Here is a 20,207-nt window from a genome sequence, read left to right as displayed (position 1 = left end):
CGTATAAATATGAAAACATATAAATATATATTCTTATTATTGATGAGTTTATCAATAGTTGGATGTTCTAATTTAGAAGAAGAACCTATAGGCTTATTAGCTCCAGATGGTTTTTTTAATACTCCAAAAGACATACAAACGGCTGTAAATGCTGCTTATGGACATATGACCCATGAAAAATTTTGGGGAAGAAAAATGTCTTTACCTTTAATGTTACGAAGCGATATGGTAGCTATTGGAGATCTAACAACATCATCTAGAAGAGTTGAACATGATGAATTTACTGTTGCTGCCGACAATGGTATGGTTGAAGGCTATTGGCTTAGAGTTTATCAAATTATTGCAGCTTCTAATCAAGCAATTGCAGGTGCAGAAGATGTAAATGTAGATGAAAACGTAAAAAACCCAGTTACAGCACAAGCTTATTTTACAAGAGCTTTTGCCTACTTTCATTTAGTAAGACAATTTGGAGATATTCCTTATATAGACAAACCAGTAACAGACTTAACAACCACAAGTTCTCTTAGTAAAACAGCTGCCGCTGATGTGTATAAAAACATTATTGCAGATTTACAATTTGCAAAAAAATGGTTACCAAATACGCAAGCAGGTAGATCTTTACCTGCAAAATCTGCAGCTCATTCTTATTTAGCCTTGGTGTATTTAACAATTGGAGATTATGATAATGCTTATAAAGAAGCTAAAGGTGTTATAGATAATGAAGGTGTTTATAATTTAGGTTTAGAAGCAGACTTTCAAGATTTATTTAATTCTTCTAAAGTAGATGCTTCTAATGAGCCAATATTTGTTTTAGATTTTATTGGTGCTAGTGACGGAGATGATGGTAGAGATTACCAAGCCGCTTTAACAGGTCTTAGAGATGACGAACAATACCCTAATGTATCTGGTGGTGGTTGGTCTGTAGCCGTACCTACTCTTGCTGTTTACAATACTTGGGATGATAGAGATTACAGAAAAGCTGTAAGTTTTGATAATACTGCCGTTTTTAATGGTGCTGTAAAACCATATACTGTTTTTAAAGAAAACGGAGGAAGTGGTAGAGGTGTTAACAGACCGCATATTGCAAAATATACTCGTTTTAACGGAACCTCTGCAACAGGTAACGGTAGAGCTTCTAACAATAATTATATAATGATGAGATATGCAGAAGTATTATTAATTGCTGCCGAAGCATTAAATGAAATTTCTCCTGGTTCTGCAGAAGCACATGGTTACGTAAATAGAGTTAGAGCAAGAGCCAGAAACGGTGCTACTTTTCCAGAAAATGTTTCTGGTTTAAACCAAGATGATTTTAGAACCATGGTTCTAGAAGAACGTAAATGGGAACTTGCTTTCGAGTGTAAAAGATGGTATGACATTACTAGAAGAAAAATGGCAAACCCAGAAAATGGTGATGTATTTGGTACAAGTGGGTTAGAATACAGACCTAACTTTGATGTTAATAGAGATTATTTATATCCATTACCGGCAGATGAGTTAGCAAGAAATACAAACCTAATGCCAAACAATCCTGGATACTAAAATATATAATTGATTCATATTTTTTTAATTGGGTTTACAACTTTACAAACAAGTTCTAAACCCAATTTTAGATTTAATTAAAAATTAAATCGTTTTTAAAGCTAATAAAAAATAGAAAAACACAAATAAAACACTCATAATAAAGTGATTGCACAATTTTACATCCTTTTTAGAATTTCTATATATTAGATTTAAAATACCTTTAAACCGAATAACACATTTTCTTTACATTTTAAATTTTATGATGAAAAAACACCATTTTAAACTCTTATTTATAGCATTAAGTTTTTTAGTTTCTTGTAAAACAGAAAAAAAAGAAAACTATAATTATCAACAAAAACTAAAAAAAAGATACAGTAAACTTTTAGAATATAACTTAGATTCTTTAGCATTTCCTAGAAGTTATAATCCGAAAGAAAAAAAAATAAAAAAAGTACCTTCTAAAGATTGGACTAGCGGTTTTTTTGCAGGAAATATCTGGCAGATTTATCAGATTACAGGAAACCCAAAAGACAAAGAATTAGCACAAAAATGGACTGCTTTTATAGAAAAAGAAAAGTACAATGATAAAACTCACGACATGGGTTTTAAAGTTTATAATAGCTTTGGACAAGCATTAAAACATAATAACAATCAAAAATATAAAGATATTATTGTTAAAAGTGCACAAACACTTAGCTCTAGATTTAATAACACTGTTGGAAGTATTCGTTCTTGGGATTTTAATAAAGATAAATGGAATTTTCCTGTTATTATAGATAACATGATGAATTTAGAATTACTGTTTGAAGCTTCTAAGATTTCTAATGACAGTACTTTTTATAAAATTGCAGTAACACATGCAAATACCACATTAAAAAATCACTTTAGAGAAGACAATAGTTGTTTTCATGTATTAGACTACAATCCAGAAAATGGAGCTATTAGAATGAAAGTAACACATCAAGGTTATAGCAACAACTCTTCTTGGGCTCGTGGTCAGGGGTGGGCCATTTATGGGTTTACAATGGTTTATAGATACACAAAAGATAAAAAATATTTAGAGCAAGCAAAAGCAACAGCTAATTTTTTCTTAAACCATAAAAATTTACCTGAAGATGGTATTCCGTATTGGGATTTTGATGCTCCAAACATCCCTAACGAACCTAGAGATGTATCCGCAGGAGCAATTGTAGCCTCAGCATTGGTAGAACTTTATGAATATACAAAAAACGAAACATACCTTAATTACAGTAAAAAATTCATGAATAATGTACAAACAGAAAAATACATTTTACCTGAAACTCTAGACATACCTTTTATTTTAGATCACAGTTCTGGAGATTGGTCTAAAAGATCAGAAATGGATGCGCCAATTGTATATGGCGATTATTATTTTCTAGAAACTAAATTAAGACTTAAGCTATTAAAATAGTAAATAATAACGCAGGATATCACAGGATAATAGCAACAAAATGTTAAACTAATTTTGATTTTAATTTCCCATTAAAGATGACTTTTAAAACAACTCCCTATCACTTATTAATTATAGGTACTCTTATCCTATTTTCATGTACTTCTAAAGATGTTACAAATAAAACCATAACGAGAACAAAAACCAATATTAACCTAAATTGGATGTATTTAGAAAATGATACCGAAAACATTTCTGAAGCTTTAAATACTAATAATTGGAAAAATATAAATTTACCTCATTCTTGGAATAGTCTAGATGCAACAGATTTAGAGCCTGGTTATAGAAGAAGTGGCAGTTGGTATAAAAAAACGATTGATATTTCTCTTACCCCCAACACAATCTATGAATTGTATTTTGAAGGTGTAAATATAACCTCTAAAATATATGTAAATGGAAATAAGATAGGCACCCATATTGGTGGTTATATTGGTTTTACTTTTGATATATCTAATGCACTAAAAAATGGTGAAAATGAAATTATAGTTAGAGCTGATAATAGTTATGACCCAGAAATTATTCCATCACAAAAAAGTGATTTCTTTATCTTTGGAGGAATTACAAGAGACGTTTGGCTGCAAACAAAACCAAAAACACATTTAGCAAATTTAAAATATACAACTCCAAATGTTTCTAATAAAAAAGCAAATTTAGAAGGAACCGTAGATGTTGTAAACGCTAATGATACTTCTAAAATAAAAGCTTCTTTAATAGATGCTGATGGAAAAACAGTTACAGAGAAAGAGTTTTCGGTTGCAGATAATTCAGCAAAAATCAATTTTAAAAATATTGAAAACCCTAAATTATGGGATACAGAAAACCCTAACTTATACACAATTGAAGTTTCTTTAGTTGATAAAAATGAAATAACTACAGATAAAATCTCAGATAAAGTTGGTTTTAGATGGTTTGAATTTAAAGAATATGGCGCATTTTTTTTAAACGGAAAACGCTTACTTTTAAGAGGAACTCACAGACATGAAGAACATGCTGGTGTTGGTGCAGCAATGAGCAACGAGCAACATAGAGCAGATATGGAACTCATTAAAGAAATGGGAACTAACTTTGTACGTTTGGCACACTACCCACAAGACCCAGAAGTTTATAAAGCTTGTGACGAGTTAGGTTTATTAGTCTGGGATGAGTTACCTTGGTGCAGAGGCGGTGTTGGTAATGACAATTGGAAAAAAAACACCAAAAACATGTTAACAGAAATTATCAACCAAAACTACAATAGACCAAGTGTTATTATTTGGTCTTTAGGAAACGAGATGTATTGGTTGCCAGATTTTGAAAATGGAGGAGATATAAAAGAAATGAATTCATTTTTATCAGAAATAAACGATTTATCACATAAATTAGACCCAACTAGAAAAACTGCTATTAGAAAGTATTATGAAGGTGCAGATATTGTAGACGTCTTCTCCCCTTCTATTTGGTCTGGTTGGTATTCTGGAAGTTATAAAAGTTATCAAAAAGCCATCGATCAATATAAAAAAGAATACAAATCTTTCTTACATGCAGAATATGGTGGTTCTAGTCATTTAGGTCGTCATACAGAAAATCCAATTACGGGAGAAGGAAAGATTCAAGCAGATGGTTGGGAAGAAGCAATTGTACAAACAGATGTTGCTAATATTGCGCAAATTGGAGATTGGAGTGAAAACTACATTGTAGATTTGTTTGATTGGCATTTAAGAATCTCTGAAAATGATAGCACTTTTGTTGGGAATATTCAATGGGCTTTTAAAGATTTTGGTACACCATTAAGACCCGAAAATGCTATTCCTTACATGAATCAGAAAGGTTTGGTAGATAGAGCTGGCAATAAAAAAGATGCCTTTTATGTATTTAAAAGTTACTGGAGTAAAGATCCATTTACGTATATTGAATCTCATACCTGGACAGAGCGTCAGGGACCAAAAGGTTTGGCAAGAGACATTAGTGTTTACAGTAACTGTACAGAGGTAGAATTATCTTTAAACGGAAAAAGTTTAGGTACAAAAACAAGAAATACAAAACAATTTCCGGCTGCTGGTTTAAATTGGAGTTTGCAATTTAAAGAAGGTGAAAACACATTGGTTTCTAAAGGTAAAACTACAGACGGAAAAATAGTATCAGACAAATTAATTGTTAACTATAGATATACAAAAAACGGAAAAGCAAAAGGGTTAAAACTATCTTACACAACTTTAGAAAACGGCAACTATTTAGTTACTTCCATTGCCCACGATTCTAAAGGATTACGTTGTTTAGATTATGAAGACAGAGTCTATTTTCAATGTTTATCTGGTGGCCAAACTATGAAGAGTTTAGGAACACCAACAGGAAGTGAATCTATACAAATGGCAAACGGTAAAGCTTCTATTGAAGTTAAAAGGAACACACAAAATAAACCATTAAAAATGATGGTTTTAAACCAAAATTTTAAAGGAACCTATCTTACCATTGAATAAAAATTTTAGTTGATTAATTTGAAAAAGAAATCTCATAATTTATTATTAAATAGTGGGGTTTCTTTTTTTTTTGATAGAAAATATTCAGACAATTAACTGTATAAATTTAAGCTCTTCATATAAATACTACAGCAATTTTGGTTTACAAATGTATAAATAAAAGTATTTTTGCTTAAAACAGAAAAACCTTTATTAATTAATAAAAAAAGGGGTTCTAATTAAAGATTATAAAAACAAATGAATTGCCCTTGTAATCCTGTAAAACTTTATAAAGATTGTTGCCAAAAAGCACATAATAACATAGAGAGTGTTACATCTGCAGAACAATTAATGCGCTCTAGATACAGTGCTTTTGTTTTAGCTGATATAAAATATTTACACAAAAGTCATCATAGTACCACAAGACTTTCTGAAAAAGAATACAAGGAATTAGAAAAATGGACAAAATCTGTAAAATGGGTTAAATTAGAAATAATAAACTCCACAGAAAGCACCGTTCGTTTTAATGCTTTCTTTTTAGAAAACGGAAATTTAGAAAGTATACAAGAAAATTCTACTTTTTGTAAAGAAAATGGATATTGGGTATATTTAGATGCAAAAAATGAAGTCAAATATTTATAAAAAATGACAGTTGAAGATTTAGTAGGTACATTTTCTATTATTGGAAGCAATCAAGATGATGAAAAAAACTCTTATAAAGGAACACTTAATTTGTCTTTAGATACTAATCATAGAATTATTGCTAAATGGTTGATTGATGATACTCAAGAACAATCTGGAACAGGATTTTTTAAGGATAATATTCTAGTTATCAACTTTAATTATAAAGGTTATAATGATAAAATATTTAAAGGCACTGTCGTTTACAAATGCTTAAATAAAGATATTCTAGAAGGTTTTTGGTCTGAAGAACTTGGAGACCCCAAGTTTTTGGGAATGGAAAACTGTTTTAGAGTAAAAAACTCTAAAACAGTTTTAAATTAATTTATTTAGGCACACTTGCCCTGTATATTTCTACTTGAGAGTTTGTTTCAACTTTATAAGAAGTATTTGGTTTAATAAGTATTGCTTGTCCTTTTTCTATAGCAATAGATTCATCACCTTGTAAAAGTGTAGCAGCTCCGTTTAAAGCCATTAATATTTCTACAGAATTAGAAGTTGAAGTATGCGTTATTGCTTCTTTTAATTCAATTTTACTCAATTCAAAATCTTTTGCAATGGTTTTAAAAACAACTTCTCCATTTGCATTATTTTCAACTCCGTTTAAAATATTAGGAATCGTTTCTTCAAACTTTGTATTTTTTATAAGCTCCTCAACATCAATATGTTTGCTGGTTAATCCTGCTCTTAACACATTGTCAGAATTTGCCATTAACTCCATATTTACACCTTCTAAATAGGCATGAGGCACACCTGCATCCTGAAAAATTGCTTCACCTCTACTTAAATTTAAAATATTAAAAAAGTAGATAGAAAAGATTCCTTTATCTATATCTTCAGAATCTTTATTGTTTAATGATTTAGCTGCCCAATAAGCTGGAGAAGATTTTTCTAACTCATTATTTATAAATTTAGGAAGAATACGTTTTACCAAAGGTCTAAGAATTGTATTTACTTCTTTTTGACTATATTCCATCACTTTTTTATAAAGACCTAAATAACCATCTTCTAAAAAAGTATTTAATAAAAAACTTAATTCTGCGGTTTCTTTTAAATTTTTTACTAATTTTTCTTGTTCTAAAAAACCATGTAACAACCAAAAATCGGTTAAAGCAACCATTATTTCTGGTTTATGATTTTCGTCTTTAAAATTTCTATTACTTGCTGTTAATGGAATACCTAATTCGTTTTCTTTTTTATATCCAATTTTTGCAGCTGCAATACTTGGATGTACTTGTATAGAAAGCATCTTATCAACATCTAAAACCTTAAATAAATAGGGTAATTTTCCAAAATTATTTACAACATCCGCTCCTAAATTTTCAATCGGGTTTTCATTTAAAAACTGATCTAAAGAAATACTTCCTTTAGCTGTAATTACTTTTGATGGTGCTTTTAAATGGGCTCCTAACCAATATTCTGCATACGTTGTATTTGCTTCAATTTTTTCAGAAACTAAATTAGGAATAAAACTTTTTCCTCCCCAATCATAATTCTGTATTTGTCCAACTATCTTATAAAACTTATTGTCCCTTTTACCTAAATTTTCAACCATCTTTATTTAACAATTTATTAATTCATCTAGAGCATATACCTTTCTTAGTAATACTCTTTCATCTATTTTAAGCGCTAAATCATCATCAGATATTTTTAACATTTTCTTCATCAGATTTTTGTTAAAAATATTTTTCGGTGGCGTATGTACAATTAAGTTAATGTCTTCTGTTTTAGACAAAAAACGTACCCCTGCTTTTACTGCTGCCATTGATGCTTTTTCTTTTCTTAAGTTTAAAATAGAAATGTCAAATTTAGAAGATTCTTTTAATTTAAATAATAATTTTAGTATTTTATTGTCATTGCCATTATTAACTAGGCAAATCTTAAGTTGTTTGTTAAAAAATGACTTTAAAGGAAATTTTTCTAAAACATCAATATCGTTTTTTTCGAAAACTACAATTACTCCTTTCTTCATATCTCTTTGTTTAATAGTTTCGACACTCGTTAATGAAATCGTACAAACCTTTTAACTATATTATTTTAATGAACTACTTTTTCTTACTTTTTCTATAATGCCATGCAATCTGCCCTAACTGCCCAACAATTTTAACAGAATCTTTCATAGATAGCTTAGATCCATCTGCATGAATCCATCTTTTTAAAGGTTGTTCACACAACATTTCTTTTGCTTTATCTAAGCCATAATATAGGGTGATTCTTCTAAAAATTTCAACATCAAAAATCCATTGAGTTACAAATTTATCCCCAAAAGAAACATCAATAACATCTTTATGAAAAATTTTAGCACCACATTGTGTGTCTTTAAAATCCATAGAAAGAATTTTTCTGATGATAAAATTAATCGTCATACTAATAATTTTTCTTGCAGATTCTTTGGTAATATTGGCTCCCATTCTACTAATTCTAGAACCACTTACTATTTTATACTTCTCGTTATTTTCTATAGTGGTTACCAAGTCATTAAAATCGGCTAAATCTGTAGATAAATCAGCATCTAAAAAACCTATAAAATCTAAATCTTCTTGTTTAGCCATATAGAGCATTCCTTGTCTTACAGCTTCTGCTTTACCTCCATTTTTTTCACAATCGTAAACGGTAATAAAATCTTCTCTTCCTTTTTTAAGATTGTTTAAAACATCTAAAGTTTTGTCTGTACTGCCGTCGTTTACAAAACACAAATGATACCCCGAATTTTTATCTATATAATCTGTAAAGTCTTTACTTAATAACCTTTCTTCTTCATTATAACAAGGTATAACAACCCCAACACATCTTTCTTGAATAATGGTATTTGAGTATTTTTTTGTACGATCCATATTTTCTGGAGCGCCAATTAATCTTTTAGTTCTTAAACCAACTTCTGTTAAACTCAAAGGTTTTTTCATGTAATCATTTACCCCTAACTCAAAACCTTCCGTAATCATTTCATCATCAGTATTACCAGATAAAATCATAATAGGTGTATTCGATTTTCTTACTTCTCTAATATGTTTTACAACATCTAACCCAGAAATACTAGGCATATTAATATCAACAATAACTAAATCTGGCTGAAAAGAATCATAAAGTTCAATTCCCTTTACACCATCTGTTTCTGTTAGAACTTCGTACCCCATTTCTTTTAATCTGCTTTCTAGCGGAATTAAGACTAGTTTCTGATCATCTATTGCTAATATTTTCATGTTTGAGGTTTATTTGTTAATTACAAGGCAAAAATACTTTAGTTTTACTTTATTCTTTTTAAATTAGTCATTAATGGTAGGTTAACTCTGTTGAAAGGTAGTTTACTTTAGACTAATAAAAAAAAAATACCCTTAAAAATATTTACCTTTACAGTATTATAAGCGAATGCTCTGTTAATGAAAGAAAAATCTAATAAATACTTAATTACTGCAATTCTATTAGCCATACTATTTCATGGTTCTTCTATTTTCTTTACGTTAGAAACTACTTATGATGCTTTAATTCATTTATTTTTTGCTGATCATTATGCCCATAGTTGGTTTGAGCCTTGGAATTATAAATGGTATACTGGTTTTACCGTACAAAGTTATCCGCCTTTAGTACACCAAACCATTGGTGCTTTATCGTTAATTGGTGGCTTAAAATTTGGGATGTTTACCGTAGCATTAATTGCAATTGTTCTATTTGTAACGGGTTCTTATAGGTATTCTTTACTCATCACCTCTAACAGAACAGTTGCGGGATATGCCGCTATTTTGGCCGTTTTTTCTTCATCATTTGTAGAAACCTTACACATTTTTGGTCAATTGCCCAGTATAATTGGTGTTTCGGTATTAATGCACGCGCTACCAGAAATTTATTTATGGCTTAAAACAGGTAAATATAAGTTCTTTTTTACCTCGCTTTCTTTAATTGCTGTTACCGTAACCTCGCATCATGTTACGCCTATTTTTGGAATGTTATTTTTTATTTTTCCATTAATTGGTACAGTAATTATGGATGTTGCTAGAGAAGAAGTAAATTCTTATAAAGAGGTTACGTTTACTTTATTTCTAAAAACATTTATGAAACAACTGAAGAAAAACTTAGCGTTTGGTTTCTCTTCTTTATTCCTTATTATTTTTTGCATTTTTCCTTATTGGATGAATTCGAAATTAAACCCCATTACACAAGTACCAATTCCGCATGGATCTAGAGATAGTTTTATTGAGGTAACCTCTTCTGGTTTGGTGTTTTTTACCATTCCATGGGGAATTTTATTATTTATTCTACCGTATATATTTTACAGATATTTTAGCAAACGTTATTTATTTTTTGGTTTGTCTTTTACCATGTTAGTTATTTTAGGAACAGGCGGTACAACACCAATACCTAAAATAATTTTGGGCGAAACGGCTTTTAATATTTTAACCTTAGACAGATTTACGCTTTGGGGTTCTATCATGTCGATTCCTATTTTTGGTGAGTTTATTTATCGATTTGTAGAAGGAGATTTAAAAACATTAATTCAAGATAGATTCGGAGCCGTTTATCATCGATTATTAGGTGGACTTTTAGCGGGTGCTTATGTTTCTATGGTTATTTTTACCATGAGTTTAGGATACTTTAGACCGTCTCAACCTCAAAAAATAAAAATGCTGCCTATTGTTAATTTTCTAAGTCAAGATTCTCATGACCATTGGCGCTATTTAACTTTAGGTTTTGGAGACCAAATGGCTTGGTTAGCAGCACAAACAAATGCCATGAGTGTAGATGGTAATTACCATTCTGCAAGACGTTTACCCGAATTGACGACAAGACCTATAGAGCGTTTAGAAAACTCTAAATTTAAAGGTGTTGCTGGTATTGGTTCTTTGCAACAATTTTTAACTACTCCAGAAAAGTACAATTTAAAATATATTTTTTCGAATGATAAATTTTACGATCCGGTTTTATTTTTCTGTGGATGGCAACGTTTGTCTCAATTAGAAAACGGCATTATGGTTTGGGAAAAATTGAACGTCCCTCCTGTTTCTTCAATCTTACCTAAAGAAGATGTACCTGCTTGGGTAAAAATAATTTGGGGTGTCATTCCTTTTTTAACGGTTTTAATTGCCTTTATTTTAAATGTGCAATCCTTGTTTGTAAATGGCTTAAAAACAAAAGTAAAAGCAGTACCTGTTTATTTTAAATTTAAAGTAGACTACCTTAAATTTCCTAGAATTGTTTTAAGAGCATTACATATTTGGGCAGTGGTTTTAATCTTTGTAATTGCCTATGCGTGTTATATGTTTTATATTAAAAACGAAACACAAAGGTCGCCAGAAAATGTGGTAAAAGCTTATTATGATGCCATCGATTTTAAAGAATTGAATAAAAGTTTTACTTATATAGACCCAGAAGATGAACTTACACGCGCTCAATATTTATTAGAAATTTCTGTTACTGATGGTTTGCTAAGTTCGTATGCAAAATTAGATGCAATTACCACAGAAATTAAAAAAGAAACGGATAGTATGGCTACTTTAAAAGTAGAAACCAAATGGATTACGCCTTTAGAAAAACTATCTAAAACAGAAATTAAAACAGCTGTTAAAAGAAAAGGAAAGTGGTATTTAAAGCCTACAAGAAAATCGATAGATTTACCACCAGACCAACTCTATTCTAAAAATGCTACGGGGTATTTTAATCAAGGTAGAAGAAGAATTACAACAGAACAAACGCATCATGAAGATGTTTTAAAACAGCCTGTTTTAGAAATTGTTTCTGCCAAACTGATCAAATTTAACAAACGCTATGCTATTATTGGTGAAGTACAAAATATAGACAATGTACCTGCGGATGTTGTTTTAAAAGGAACTCTTTATAATGATGATAATAAAGAATTGGCAACCTACAATGCAAAGCATATTTTAAAGCATAAATTAATGCCTAAAGAAATTAGTGCTTTTAGAATTAATTTTGAAGGTATTGCTTGGTCTAAAACCAAAGATTCTATTCCTAAAACATTTAATCCAGATGAATTTACACCTGTGGAATTAAGTGAGCAACCTACTAAATTTAATTTACAAGCTGCAGGAAACACTACAAATTCTGATTTATTTAAAGACATTGTTTTAAGTGAAATAAGCATCACTCCTAATAATATTAACGGGACTTTATTCAATAGCGGAATTCAAGAAATTACGGTTCCGCAAATGATTATTACTTTTTACAACGAAAACAAAGAAATGATTTGGGTAGATAATTTATTTTTAAAAGAAGGAATACGTCAAGAGCGTAAACTTCGTTTTCAGTATCCAATTCCTTTAAATCCAACAATAAAAACAATTAGTGATGATATGAGTTTTTGTTTTGTAAATGGCTTACCTAATAAAGATATTGCCTTTAAAATAATGCCAAACAGAATTAAAAATCAGACCATTGGTAACTTACAAAAAGTAGAACATCCGCTTTTTAGTTATATTAGAATAGAATTAAGTATGTATATCGGTAATCCAAAATAATGAAATTAAAAAAACTTTTTTTGCTAACCATTTTACAACTAGTTATTGTTTCTTTCTTTGCGCAAGAAACAACAACTAAACAGTCTTCTATTTCTTTACTATCAACAAAAACAACTTTTAATGTAAATGATAAAATTACACTAGAGTTTACCGTACAAACCGATTCTATTTATCAATTATATTGTGCTAACAGTTATGGTGCAACCGTTTTAGAACCTACTATTACAAATAAAAAAACGGTCTTTGAAATCCCTAAATTTCTATCCAAAAAAAGAGGCATTTTATCTTGGAAAATCATCAATGCATCAGAAGATATTTCGGGGAATATCACCATTAATTCTCTGCAACAACCAACATCAATAGAAACTTATTTAGGACCACCAAGTATAGATGCAGGTGGTTTAGATTATACCATGTTAGTGGTAATACCAACAGATAGTTTAGATAATCCTATTTTAGATGATAGCAAAGTTGATGTAAAATATCAGTTTTTAAGATCAGAAACATCAAAAGCTATTTTTACCGATAAATTAATTGGATATAGAAATATTTATTCGCCTAAAAAAAGTGGAAGAATGATTATTTCATCGGAATCTTTTGGTTTAAATTCTAAAGAATTTGATGTAAATATTATGCCTGCCATCGCTACAAATTTTAAAATCTATGTAAGCCGAAATCATGAATATGCAGATGGAAATCAAATAACCACTTTTTATACCTCTACCATAAAAGACAAAAACAACAATATTGTAAGTGATGGTAGTTATGTGGAGTTTTATATCACCAATAAAAATGGAGGTATTTTAAAAACAACAGGTACTACTTTAAACGGTGTAGCTCATGCAAAAATTATTCATCCAGATTTTGAAGACCAATGGAGTATAAAAGCCTATTTTATTGGGATTGCAGAGAGTAACGTGTTAAAAATTAAATACAAAAAAGTAATAGAAGATTACCAAGTTGCTTTCTTAGATAATAACAGAACTATAAAAGTAGGCCCATTAAAAAGTTTTATGAAGCAAATAATTCCGGATGGATTGTCTGTAAAACTTACCATTTACAAAAAAGACACACTTGTTAGTGAGCTTTTTAAAGAATCACAAAACGGGTTTGCAAGCTTTTACTTAGATCCAAATATTTTTGAAAATAATTTGTACACATTTTATATTGAAACCGCAGGAATAAAAAAAGAGTTTAAAAGTTTTAAATTATGGTAAAAACAAATAAACGAATTCTTAGAGGGGTGTTAATGCTCACCTATATGGCCATAATTGGTATCCTTTTATTTTTAGTGAGCTCTTTGTACAGTTTTTTAAATACAGGTGCAGACAGAAGTAAAATGTTGCACACAGAAGTTAAACAGGCAGAACAATATTTACCAAAAGTTACCTGGAAAAATGATGGTAACGAAGGACGAAAAATAAGTTTGCAAAAAATAAATGCGGTTGAAAACGATTATTTAGATGCTTGGTATGTAAAACAAGTAGCCTACAAAACCAATACACAAGTTGGTATAGAAGATTATTTTACCAAAAGTGCTAGAAAAAATATTTACAAACTTATAAAGAATAATAAATCAGAAAAAATAACCATTGATGCCACTACATTAGAGCATCATTTAGATATTGAATTTTTTAGTGAAGACGGACAATTAATTGTTTTAAAAGATACCAATGCTTTAGAATATAAAAAGGTTTTTAAAGATCAAAAACTACTTTTAGAAACTACAGAAGTTTCTACCTATAGATATGTTTTATTGTTAGAAGATGGTTTTTGGCGTATTAGACACGTGGTAAAAGAAGCTTCTAAAAAATTTAAAGATTCGCTTGTAAAAACCCCTATTGCTTTCTCTAACATAAAAGGAATTAATTATTATCCGCAAGCCACACCTTGGAATATGTATGGTGATGAATTTGACATTAACATTATTAAAAACGATTTTAGAATTATTAAAAAAGCAGGCTTAAATTCTATTCGAATATTTGTTCCGTATGAAGATTTTGGAAAAGCAAATGTTAAATTTGATAAATTAGAAAAACTTAAAAAAGTTTTAGATACGGCATTCTCAGAAGACTTAAAAGTAGTAGTTACTTTGTTTGATTTTTATGGAAATTATGATGTTTTAGATTGGACCTTAAACCAAAGACATGCAGAAAAAATTGTAGAAACCTTTAAAGATCATGAAGCTATTTTAGCTTGGGATGTTAAAAATGAACCTAACTTAGATTTTGATTCTAGAGGAAAAACAAACGTAACTGCTTGGTTAGATTTCATGATTATTCTTATTAAAAAGATTGATACAAAACACCCTGTAACTATTGGTTGGTCTAACACAAAAAGTGCAACTATTTTAAAGGATAAAGTAGATGTTGTTTCTTTTCATTATTATGATAAACTTGAAAATTTTGAAACAGCATACCTAAAACTAAAAGAAGAAATAAAAGAGAAACCCATTATTTTACAAGAATTTGGTTTGTCTTCTTATGGCGGTTTATGGAGACCTTTTGTAGGTTCTGAAGAAAAACAAGCAAACTATTATAAAGAAATACAAAAAGTCATGACAAAAAACGAAATTCCTTTTATGTCATGGACTTTATATGATTTTGATAACGTACCTAAAGAAGTTTTAGGGAGACTTCCTTGGCGAACAAATCCGCAGAAAAAATTCGGATTTATTACAAGTTCTGGTAAAAAGAAATTATCTTATAAATATATTTCTAAAGAATAATTTATAACACTTACTTTTTCTTTTTAGCAATAATTTTATTGAACTCGTCTAAATAAATATTAGTAATTCTTTCCATAGGAAAAGCAGTTGCAGCCTTGTAATTAGCTTCTCCTAATTGAATTCTATATGCATCATTAGTTACAATTGCTTTAATTGCATTTGCCAAACTTACCACACTCTCTGGTTCAAAAAACTCGCCTCTATAGCCTTCATCTTCAATTAAAGTAGCTAAATCACCTAAATTAGGCATTACTACTGCTCTACCATAACTACCTGCTTGATGCAATACTCCAGAGCTACCAGTTGTAGAGGTATACGGAAAAACAACTACAGCACTTTCTGTAAACAAAGGTGCTACTTCTTCTTCTTCTACATACCCTGTAAAAGTAAGTTGTGGTACATGCTTGTAGGTTTCTTGTGCATTTTCTAAATAACCAGGTACATTTGGGTTGTCTGTTCCTGCAATTACAATTTCTAAATCTAAGCCAGTTTCTTTTCTTACCAATTCTACAGCCTCAATCATAGATTCTACTTTTTTGTAAGTTCCGAACTTACCAAACGTCATAATTTTTAAAGGACCTTCTGGCAATTCTTGAGACGGATTTTCTGGAATTTCAAAAGTTCCGTGAGGAATCATTTTTACATTATCTACCTTATATTTATCAACCAAAGTAGTAACATATTTATCCATAGTTACAGCCACTAAATCTGCTTTTAAAATTAATTTGGTTAAAGATGTACCAATAAAATTATATACTTTTTGAGCCAATTTATTCGAGGTAAAACCTGCACTTTCTAAATCTACTTGTTCTAAAATATTGTGTAATAAAACAATGGTTGGTATTTTTTTAATTTTACATACCATTGGTATTGCCAAACCTAAAGCTGCAGCCACTTTTTTATCACCAAACTTCATAAATTGTAAGTTAAATAATATAGCATCTGGCTTTGTTAAATTAATGGCTTTGGTAACATTTATAATGTTACTATAACTATTAAATTTCCAACATTCTTTCACGGTAATTTTACAACCATTCTCTGTAAAGTTAATATCTTTTCCTTCTGGCGTTTCGTCTGTTAACAAAATTAATTCACTTACTTTTTCACTTTGCCTAAAACTCTTAACTAAATGATACGCGTATTCATTTAAGGTTACTTTACTTGGTGGGTATGCTGTTACGATGGCTAATTTCATATGGTTAATTTTATTACAAATTTATATTTTAACTTATTATTTTTTATAATAAACTGCTCAAATGCAATTATATATAGATGATTGGAAAATAGGTTTAGATAATATTATTCTGCTGTTTCTTTGATTGTAACCTTTGTCTTAGAATCTTTAAAAAAGAAGAAACTAAGTTGTACAATTAATAGCATTACCATTGCTATAATTTGTACATGAACCACTTGCTCTAATGTTTCATGAAAAAGAACTACTAATACTATTTGTAACATTCCAAAAATTCCAGAAAGTACTACAGGTACGTATTTATCTAATGATAAATAATAATAGGCAAATATATTTGAAATGGCAAAAATACCCGTTGCAGAAGCATATTTCCATAATAAAGGAGCTACAGATAAGTATTCGCTACCAAACAATATTTTAATTATTTCATTCGGAAAAAGGAAACAACTAATAACAATGGTTGCAGCAATAACACCAATATAAGCAACATATTTTAATAAAATGGGTAAGGTATCTTTCCCTTCTTTTTTAAGCTGAACAACGGTTGGTAATAATAGCATTACAAACATCCAAGCAATAAAATAGACTACTCTACCAATTAAAGCTAAAGAAGCATATAAACCCGCTTCGTAAGACTCAAAATAATGTTTCACCAATAAAATATCACTGTTATTTATAATAATCTGAGTTAACTCATAAAAAGCTGTTATTATAAAAAAATTCTTCACTAATTTTTTATTATCAGCATCTAATACAAAAGGTTTAAACAAAGTAAAGTTGCTCGTTCTAAAAGGAATCAATCCAAAAACAAAAGAACAAAAAATACCAATAGCAATAATTAAAGACGAATCTACATCTAGAAAATATAACAACGCAAAGGTTAACAATAACCGACTGATCATTTCTGATTGATAGGTTACTGATAAAGATTTTAATTCTTGTTTCCCTTGAAAAACACCTCTATTAACACTCATTAAAAAGTAAAACGGAACTCCAAAACCAAAAATCACAAACATGGTAGAAGAAGTTGTTTTAAAAAAATGCTGTAATTGGGTAGAAAAAACAATAATTGCAATTCCTAAAAGGATACCAGTAAATAGCGCATTTTTGTAAATTTTAGAAATAAAACCACTAAATATTGAATCTTCAAAAAGCACAGAAAACTTAGCCGTTACCAATTGAAACGTCATGGCAACAAAAGACAACACTAATAAAAAAGTAATTAAAATAGCTGCATCTGCAAATTTTTCGGGTCCTAAAACTCTTCCTAAAACTAAATTATAAATGTAGTTTCCTCCATTTACCAAGAGAACACTTAACATAAATAGTTGTTCTGGCTTAATTTTGTTTTTTACAAATCGTATAACTTCTTGCATATTATGTATCTTTTTATTAAGCTATTTTGGGTTCTTTAAATTAATCATAAATAACTTTACATTAATGCATATTTGCATTATTATTTAAAATTATTTCTCTTTTTCTATAATTCTAAGCAAATATCACCTAGTTCCCTTAAAAAGAATCTCTAAAGACGTTGAAAAACACTTTTATATAGTTTAATGATTAATTACTATTGCTTAACTTGCCAATACAAAAAACAAAATCAATGAAATTAATATATTCTACTCTTATATTCTTTCTTTTCTTTAGTTTACAAGGTTTTAGTCAAGACATGAAAGAAGGTTTTACGTATTTAGAAACGGGTAAATACCAACAGGCTGAAGTTTTTTTTAAAGATGTTTTAAAAGAATATCCTACTAACAAAACAGCAAGACTTTGTTACGGAAGAGCCATTGGTTTAAACGGTAAGGCTACAGCAGCTGTAACACTTTTCACAAATCTGTTAAAAGATTATCCTACAGATTTTGAAGTAAAATTGAATTATGCAGAATCTTTACTTTGGAGCAAAAATTACCCTGATGCAAAAGTCTATTATCAAACATTATTAAAAGAAAATGATAAAAGTTTTGCTGCTTTATTAGGATATGCAAATACGTTATCTAATTTAAAAGAGTTTGAAGACGCATTAATCAATGTAGATAAAGCCTTAGAAGTATTGCCTGGAAACCCAAATGCATTGGTTTCTAAAAAATATATGAGATTAGGATTGGCAAATAAGAAAGTAACGGATCAAAAATATGAAGAAGCGGAAACCATTTTAAAAGAAAACTTTACTTCTTTTAAAGATGATAAAGAAACCTTACTTAATCTTGCTAATTTGTATTTAATATCCAATCAAACAGAAAAAGCAAAAAGCACGTATGAAATCATAGGTAAAAACCCTGCGGATAAATTAACATCTTTAAACGGTATTGCTTTGTCCTATCATTTAAAAGGTGATGACAAAACAGCCTTAACAGTTAGTGAAAAATCATTAAATAGTATTGATAAAAACACACCTGAAACCTTAAAAAATCAAACTATAGAAAGATACATTCAGGCTTTAATTTGGAATAAAAAATATACGCCTGCTAAAACTGAAATTGATAAGTTATTAGACAATAATAAGAATCCAGAAAACTGGATGCTTTCTTTAAGAGCTACCTTAAATATTTATAAAAGTGATTTTAAGAAAAGTATAGATGATTATAATTTAATCTTAAAAAAAGACAGTGCTTCTTTTGATGGTAATCTTGGAAAAGCAAATGCTTTAAAAGCCTCTGGTTATTATAACAATGCCTATAAAAGCGCAGAAAACACTTTAACTTTTTATGAAAAACAAAAAGATGCTTCTAATTTTATAAAACAATTAGATTTAAGTTTTACGCCTTTTGTAGAAACCAAATTTTCGTATTCTTATGATAACGGAAACAATGAAGCTAATGCATACGATGTAAAAGCAGAGATTCCGTTTTCTACAAAATTTAAAATTTTAGCCAATTATAATTATAGAACAACCTCTAATCCTGACACCAACTTAAAAGCTACCACCAATAATTTATTGCTGGGAGCTTCTTATCAATTATTAAATAATGTAACCTTAAAAGGAAGTTTAGGTGTTACTTCTTCAGATTCTGATGAAAGTAACTACAATCAACTTTTAACAGACATTTCATTAAATATAAAGCCTTTTAAACTTCAAAATCTAGAATTAGGTTATAAAAGAGATATACAAAATTTTAATGCGGCCTTATTAAATGAGCAAATTGTACAAAACAACCTAATATTAAATTATAGTTTAAGTACCAACTTTAATTTAGGTTGGTTTACTCAGTATTATTACACATGGCAAAGTGATGAAAATGCTAGAAATCTATTATTTACCTCTTTGTATTATAACCTATTTGCAAAACCTTCTATAAAAGCAGGACTTAATTATCAAAACATATCTTTTAAATTACAATTGCCAGAAGTATACTTTAGTCCAAGTAAATTTAATGCTGTAGAAATATTTGTAAATCTGATAAAAGATGAAGCGGCTGCAAAAAAGAAAGAATGGTTCTATGGATTAACAGCTGCAACGGGTTTGCAATACATAGAAGATGATGATGCGCAAAGCACTTATAGAGTCCAAGCTAAATTAGGCTATAAATTTTCTGAACGCGCGCTTTTAAACATCTACGGATTACAAAGTAATATTGCTTCTGCTGTTGCCACTGCAGGTTCTGCTGGTTTTACGTATACTGAATTCGGAGTAAGGTTTAAATGGGTTTTATTAAAAAAACCTTTATACAAAAAATAAGGGCAAAAGATTTCTCTTTTGCCCAAA

The 20,207-nt window shown here is 29.5% G+C and carries 14 protein-coding genes; 9 read left to right on the top strand and 5 right to left on the bottom strand.

All coding sequences use genetic code 11. The annotated features are described in order from the left end of the window. Positions 1-9: 9 nt before the first annotated feature. The 5 genes from WG951_RS00570 (at position 10) to WG951_RS00550 (ending at position 6,435) form a co-directional block, all read left to right on the top strand. A complete protein-coding gene (locus WG951_RS00570) occupies positions 10-1,542 on the top strand; it encodes a RagB/SusD family nutrient uptake outer membrane protein (RefSeq protein ID WP_105048274.1) in 1,533 nt (510 codons plus the stop codon). A 241-nt stretch (positions 1,543-1,783) separates the two neighbouring features. After that, positions 1,784-2,956: a glycoside hydrolase family 88 protein gene (locus WG951_RS00565; RefSeq protein ID WP_245893475.1), complete on the top strand. Its 1,173-nt coding sequence runs from the start codon at positions 1,784-1,786 to the stop codon at positions 2,954-2,956. A 77-nt stretch (positions 2,957-3,033) separates the two neighbouring features. Next, positions 3,034-5,451, top strand: a complete 2,418-nt coding sequence (locus WG951_RS00560) for a glycoside hydrolase family 2 protein (protein ID WP_105048272.1) — start codon at positions 3,034-3,036, stop codon at positions 5,449-5,451. A 237-nt stretch (positions 5,452-5,688) separates the two neighbouring features. Continuing rightward, a complete protein-coding gene (locus WG951_RS00555; RefSeq protein ID WP_105048271.1) occupies positions 5,689-6,072 on the top strand; it encodes a YchJ family protein in 384 nt (127 codons plus the stop codon). Between the two features lie 3 nt (positions 6,073-6,075). Continuing rightward, positions 6,076-6,435, top strand: a complete 360-nt coding sequence (locus WG951_RS00550) for a hypothetical protein (RefSeq protein WP_105048270.1) — start codon at positions 6,076-6,078, stop codon at positions 6,433-6,435. 1 nt (position 6,436) lies between these two features. Here WG951_RS00550 and manA read toward each other — a convergent pair whose 3' ends face one another. From manA to WG951_RS00535, 3 genes are all read right to left on the bottom strand, one after another. After that, positions 6,437-7,666, bottom strand: a complete 1,230-nt coding sequence (manA, locus tag WG951_RS00545) for a mannose-6-phosphate isomerase, class I (RefSeq protein WP_105048269.1) — start codon at positions 7,664-7,666, stop codon at positions 6,437-6,439. Between the two features lie 6 nt (positions 7,667-7,672). Further along, positions 7,673-8,083 (bottom strand): hypothetical protein, encoded by a 411-nt coding sequence (locus WG951_RS00540; protein ID WP_105048268.1) that lies wholly within the window; start codon positions 8,081-8,083, stop codon positions 7,673-7,675. Positions 8,084-8,156: 73 nt separating this feature from the next. Continuing rightward, positions 8,157-9,311, bottom strand: coding sequence for a response regulator (locus tag WG951_RS00535; RefSeq protein ID WP_105048267.1), 1,155 nt, complete (start codon positions 9,309-9,311; stop codon positions 8,157-8,159). Positions 9,312-9,488: 177 nt separating this feature from the next. Here WG951_RS00535 and WG951_RS00530 point away from each other — a divergent pair, with 177 nt between their 5' ends. From WG951_RS00530 to WG951_RS00520, 3 genes are read left to right on the top strand one after another with little or no spacing between them, the layout of a single operon-like run. After that, positions 9,489-12,578 (top strand): hypothetical protein, encoded by a 3,090-nt coding sequence (locus WG951_RS00530; protein WP_105048266.1) that lies wholly within the window; start codon positions 9,489-9,491, stop codon positions 12,576-12,578. Continuing rightward, positions 12,578-13,795, top strand: a complete 1,218-nt coding sequence (locus WG951_RS00525; RefSeq protein ID WP_105048265.1) for a hypothetical protein — start codon at positions 12,578-12,580, stop codon at positions 13,793-13,795. Before WG951_RS00530 ends, WG951_RS00525 begins: the two co-directional genes overlap by 1 nt. Next, a complete protein-coding gene (locus WG951_RS00520; protein ID WP_105048264.1) occupies positions 13,789-15,306 on the top strand; it encodes a glycoside hydrolase family 2 TIM barrel-domain containing protein in 1,518 nt (505 codons plus the stop codon). Before WG951_RS00525 ends, WG951_RS00520 begins: the two co-directional genes overlap by 7 nt. Positions 15,307-15,316: 10 nt before the next feature. Here WG951_RS00520 and WG951_RS00515 read toward each other — a convergent pair whose 3' ends face one another. Both WG951_RS00515 and WG951_RS00510 read right to left on the bottom strand, forming a co-directional pair. Beyond that, positions 15,317-16,501, bottom strand: a complete 1,185-nt coding sequence (locus tag WG951_RS00515) for a glycosyltransferase (protein WP_105048263.1) — start codon at positions 16,499-16,501, stop codon at positions 15,317-15,319. A gap of 104 nt (positions 16,502-16,605) precedes the next feature. After that, entirely contained in the window at positions 16,606-17,874 is a 1,269-nt protein-coding gene (locus WG951_RS00510; RefSeq protein ID WP_105048262.1) for an oligosaccharide flippase family protein, read from the bottom strand. Positions 17,875-18,104: 230 nt separating this feature from the next. On the opposite strand from WG951_RS00510, the gene WG951_RS00505 reads away from it, so the two are divergent. Then, positions 18,105-20,180 carry a tetratricopeptide repeat protein gene (locus tag WG951_RS00505; protein ID WP_170062867.1) on the top strand — a complete coding sequence of 692 codons (2,076 nt, stop codon included), beginning with the start codon at positions 18,105-18,107 and terminating at the stop codon, positions 20,178-20,180. Positions 20,181-20,207: the final 27 nt, after the last annotated feature.

Source organism: Polaribacter butkevichii (assembly GCF_038024105.1).
In the GTDB taxonomy this organism is placed as follows: domain Bacteria; phylum Bacteroidota; class Bacteroidia; order Flavobacteriales; family Flavobacteriaceae; genus Polaribacter; species Polaribacter butkevichii.
The sequence above is the reverse complement of the archived record's forward strand: the minus strand, read 5'-3'. Positions and strand labels throughout refer to the sequence as shown.